Here is a 4311-nt window from a genome sequence, read left to right as displayed (position 1 = left end):
AGTTAAAGGCACCTTACACTGGGTCTCTATTAAGCATGCCTTACCAGTTGAAGTAAGATTGTACGATAGGCTTTTTACAGATGAAACACCAGATGGGCACAAGGATAAGGATTTTCTTGAATTCATTAACCCAAATTCGTTGGAGGTTATTACCGGTTATGTAGAACCTAGTCTTAAAGAAGCAAGTATTAACGATCGTTTTCAATTTCAACGATTAGGATATTTTAATGTAGATGAAGATTCGACCCCGGATAAAATGGTATTTAACAGAACGGTAACTCTTCGTGATACCTGGGCCAAAAAAGAGCAAAAAGCCTAAAATAGAGAATACTTATCTTTATAAATATTACGATTGGTATTATTTATATAGATCGATTAAAATTAAGCTTGTTTTACAGCTTCTCACCTTTACGATATACCTATATAAGATTATGTAGTTAAATAGGCCTATATAAGTCTTCTATAGCGGTTTACCCTTGATTTGGATGCAAAATCGATATACTTCAAAAAAAAATTGATTTTATAATAAAACTCCTGCCAGAAATCTTCCGGACAGGAGTTATGAAAAAGTGTTATAAATTATGCTTATTTGTTAGGTTTTTGTTTTTTCATAGATTCACCTATCATATTACTTGCAGTAAATGAAGCTACCATATCATTCAACATATTACTTCCTGCCTGTGGGGAATTTGGAAGTAATATAAGATTAGTATTGGTTTCTTCACCAATAGATTGAAGTGTATCATAATGCTGGGTTACAACAATTAGAGCTGAGGCTTCCTGTGAATTTATCCCCACTTTATTTAATACTTCAACAGATTCTTCAAGACCTCTTGCAATTTCGCGTCTTTGATCTGCAATACCCATGCCCTGTAAACGCTTACTTTCAGCTTCGGCCTTGGCCTTTTCAACTATCAGTATTCGAGCTGCATCTCCTTCAAACTGTGCAGCTATCTTTTCACGCTCAGAAGCATTAATTCTGTTCATAGCCTCTTTTACCTGGGCATCCGGGTCAATATCGGTCACCAGAGTTTTTATAATATCGTATCCATAGTCCAACATGGCTTCCTGTAATTCAAATTTTACGGCTATAGCAATATCATCTTTCTTTACAAAGACATCGTCTAATTTCATTTTAGGAACCTCTGCCCTAACCACATCAAAGACATAAGAAGTAATTTGATCGTGAGGATATTCTAACTTATAGAAGGCCTCGTAAACTTTTTCTTTAAGAACCACATATTGTACTGAAATTTTCAGCTTTACAAACACATCGTCCAAAGTCTTGGTTTCAACAATTACATCTAATTGCTGTATTTTAAGGCCCAGGCGAGCCGCGATACGATCTATCAACGGAATTTTCATCTGTAATCCTGAATTTCTGATGCTGTGAAACCTTCCAAACCGCTCAACAATCACAGCAATTTGTTGTTTAACAATGAAAAATGAGGCCATAAGAATAAAAAGCCCTATAAAAACAATTGGTATAAGAAGTAAGTTGCCCATATTATATAAATTAAGTTAGTGAGTACAATTTGTGAAATAGAAATGTATAAGATATGTCGGAATTATAACCAATTTGTTACAATTTGGCCAAGGCCGTTCTAATTCTATTCAAAGTTTCTTCCTTTCCAACCAACGCCATGATATCAAATAAATGCGGCCCTTTTAAATCCCCTACCATAACTAATCTTAAAGGAGCCATAACCTGCCCGAACGTCAAACTCTCTTCCCCAATCCATTTTTTAACCATTTTTTCAAGTTCAGGAGAAGAAAAATCTTCTAGGGACAGCAATAATAAGGTAATTTTATTCAAAATAGAAGGTGTATTTTCTTTCCATTGTTTTTTAACCACCTTTTCATTATATGAATTTGGAGTCAGAAAGAAGTAGCTACCCAGTTCCCAGAAGTCCAACACAAACGATGCGCGTTCTTTTATCAAAGAAATTACGCTGGCTATGTAATTATCATTTTCTACAAGATTAAGGTCAAATGCTGGTTCATTATTAAGTTTTTCGGCAAGTATAGGTTTAAAGGAGTTTAGTAAAACTGCATCATCTTGTTCTTGAAGATAATGATGATTATACCACTTAGTCTTTTCTGGATCAAATCTGGCGCCAGATTTGTGCACCCGGCTCAGGTCAAAAGCTTTAATCAACTCATCCAATTTGAAAATTTCCTGCTCCGTGCCTGGATTCCATCCCAAAAGAGCGAGAAAATTAACTACCGCTTCTGGAAAGTAGCCGGCCTCTTTATATCCTGTAGAATCTCCCCATGAAAGCGGAAATATGGGAAACCCTCCTTTCTCCCCATCACGTTTACTCAATTTGCCTTTACCTTCGGGCTTCATGATTAATGGCAGATGCGCAAATTTAGGGGCCTGCCACCCAAAAGCATCGTATAATTGTGTATGCAGAGCCAATGAAGGCAACCATTCTTCACCGCGGATAACGTGACTTATCTCCATAAGATGATCATCAACAATATTAGCCAGATGATAAGTGGGCATACCGTCGCTTTTATATAAAACTTTATCATCTAATATGTTGGTATCAATTTGTATATCACCTCTGATGATGTCATTTAAATGCAGTACTTCATCTTCTGGGCTATAAAAACGGATAACAAATTTTTCCTCTTTAGCCAGCCTGGTTTGAAGTTCTTCGGGAGAGAGCGAAAGTGAATTATCAAGCTTTAGGCGATTATGCCAATTATATATAAAGGTTTTACCCTTACGCTCATGGTCCTTCCGATGAGCATCAAGACTGTCAGCAGAGTCAAAAGCGTAATAAGCCTTACCGCTCTCAACAAGCAGATCCGCATATTCCTTGTAAAGTAATTTTCGTTCGCTTTGTCTGTATGGGCCATGGCTTAATTCTTTTCCCGGACCTTCATCAAAAGGGATACCGCACCAGTTTAACGCTTCAATGATATAATTTTCGGCGCCTTCAACATAACGGTTTTGATCTGTATCTTCTATTCTGAGAATGAAATCCCCATTGTTTTGTTTAGCGAAAAGATAATTATACAGCGCGGTTCTAACCCCGCCTATATGTAATGGACCCGTTGGACTTGGCGCAAACCGAACACGAACTTTTTTACTCATTTAAATAAAATTAGGAGACAAAGATAGTTGTTAAAAAAGCACAATAAAATAAATTATAAACTTGAAGTTTTCATTTCATCAGGTATTCTTGGATTCATTATTCTAAACCATAGTGGAGGTAAAAATGACAGGACCATTGAAGTTGGATAACCAAACGGCATTTGGGGTGAACTATCATGATAATCCAAAATCTGGTATTTTTTAGATGATTTAAAATGGTGATCGCTATGTCTCGTCAATTCATATAAAATAATACGGCCCATTACATGATTACTGTTCCAGGAATGAACTTCGCGCACACGTTCATATCGCCCTGAAGGAAGCTTTTTTCTTAACAAGCCATAATGTTCAATGTAATTAACAGTTTCAAGAAGTAAAAAACCAACTAACGCCATTAAGATAGCATATCCTGAAACCGAGGCACCAAATAGGAAAAAGATAAAGATTAAGTGCACAAGCTGAATTAGGGTATACCAAAACATATCATTGTATAAGGAGAAGATGCCTCTTTTCTCAGTTCCCAACAATTTTTTCTGAATAACCCAGGCATTCATGTATTGTCGTGTTACAGAGGTGAACCAAAAGGAATATACCGATTGGTTATATTTTGCTGTTGCAGGATCTTCTTTTGTGGCGGCATGTAGATGATGCCCATAGTTATGTTCAATGTAGAAATGCATATATAATGAGGGAAGAAGTAATAGCTTGCCCAAAATGCGTTCATAACTCTTTGCACGGTGACCTAATTCATGCGCTACATTAATGCCATTGGTCCCCAGAACAATACCCATGGAAACTATAATTCCTACTAATTCATAGGTTTCGTACGAAGTGGTGGCAAGTTCATAAAGCGAAGTGTAAAACAGACCAAAAACAATGGGAATATTTAAATAAAGCAACCAGTCAAAAAGCTTGTTTTTTAACCTGGTTTCTCTTTCCTCTCCTTCAAAGTTTGTTGTATTTACAGGAAGCAGTAACTCCATAACCGGGATCAACATAAATGCGTATACCGGTGTTATAACAGTCCAATATCCCTTAAAGTAAATTCCAATAAAGGCGAAAATTGGTATTGTGAAAGCCGTAAGGTACTTTAAATCTTTCATTCACTACTTTTTAACAAAACTTTGAGTCAAAAATCTAGTTTAACGGGTATCTTGGTATTAAATATAGCAGAATTTGAGTAGTTATAACAACATATTGGACAA

General features: G+C 36.3%; 3 protein-coding genes and 1 pseudogene. 1 reads left to right on the top strand and 3 read right to left on the bottom strand.

Features of this window, described 5'->3' with window-relative positions; genetic code table 11:
* A pseudogene (locus WBN20_RS16600) lies at nt 1-319 on the top strand (glutamine--tRNA ligase); the annotation flags it as partial.
* 266 nt (nt 320-585) lie between these two features.
* Here WBN20_RS16600 and WBN20_RS16595 read toward each other — a convergent pair.
* From WBN20_RS16595 to WBN20_RS16585, 3 genes are all read right to left on the bottom strand, one after another.
* A complete protein-coding gene (locus WBN20_RS16595; protein WP_424282492.1) occupies nt 586-1506 on the bottom strand; it encodes an SPFH domain-containing protein in 921 nt (306 codons plus the stop codon).
* Nucleotides 1507-1582: 76 nt separating this feature from the next.
* Nucleotides 1583-3106 (bottom strand): glutamate--tRNA ligase, encoded by a 1524-nt coding sequence (gene gltX / locus WBN20_RS16590; protein WP_424282491.1) that lies wholly within the window; start codon nt 3104-3106, stop codon nt 1583-1585.
* A 53-nt stretch (nt 3107-3159) separates the two neighbouring features.
* Complete coding sequence (locus WBN20_RS16585; RefSeq protein WP_424282490.1) at nt 3160-4209, bottom strand: alkane 1-monooxygenase; 1050 nt, start codon at nt 4207-4209, stop codon at nt 3160-3162.
* Between the last annotated feature and the right edge of the window lie 102 nt (nt 4210-4311).

The organism is Eudoraea sp. (genome assembly GCF_049665975.1).
Classification (GTDB): domain Bacteria; phylum Bacteroidota; class Bacteroidia; order Flavobacteriales; family Flavobacteriaceae; genus Eudoraea.
Note: the sequence above shows the minus strand (reverse complement) of the source record. Positions and strands in the feature narration are given on the sequence as shown.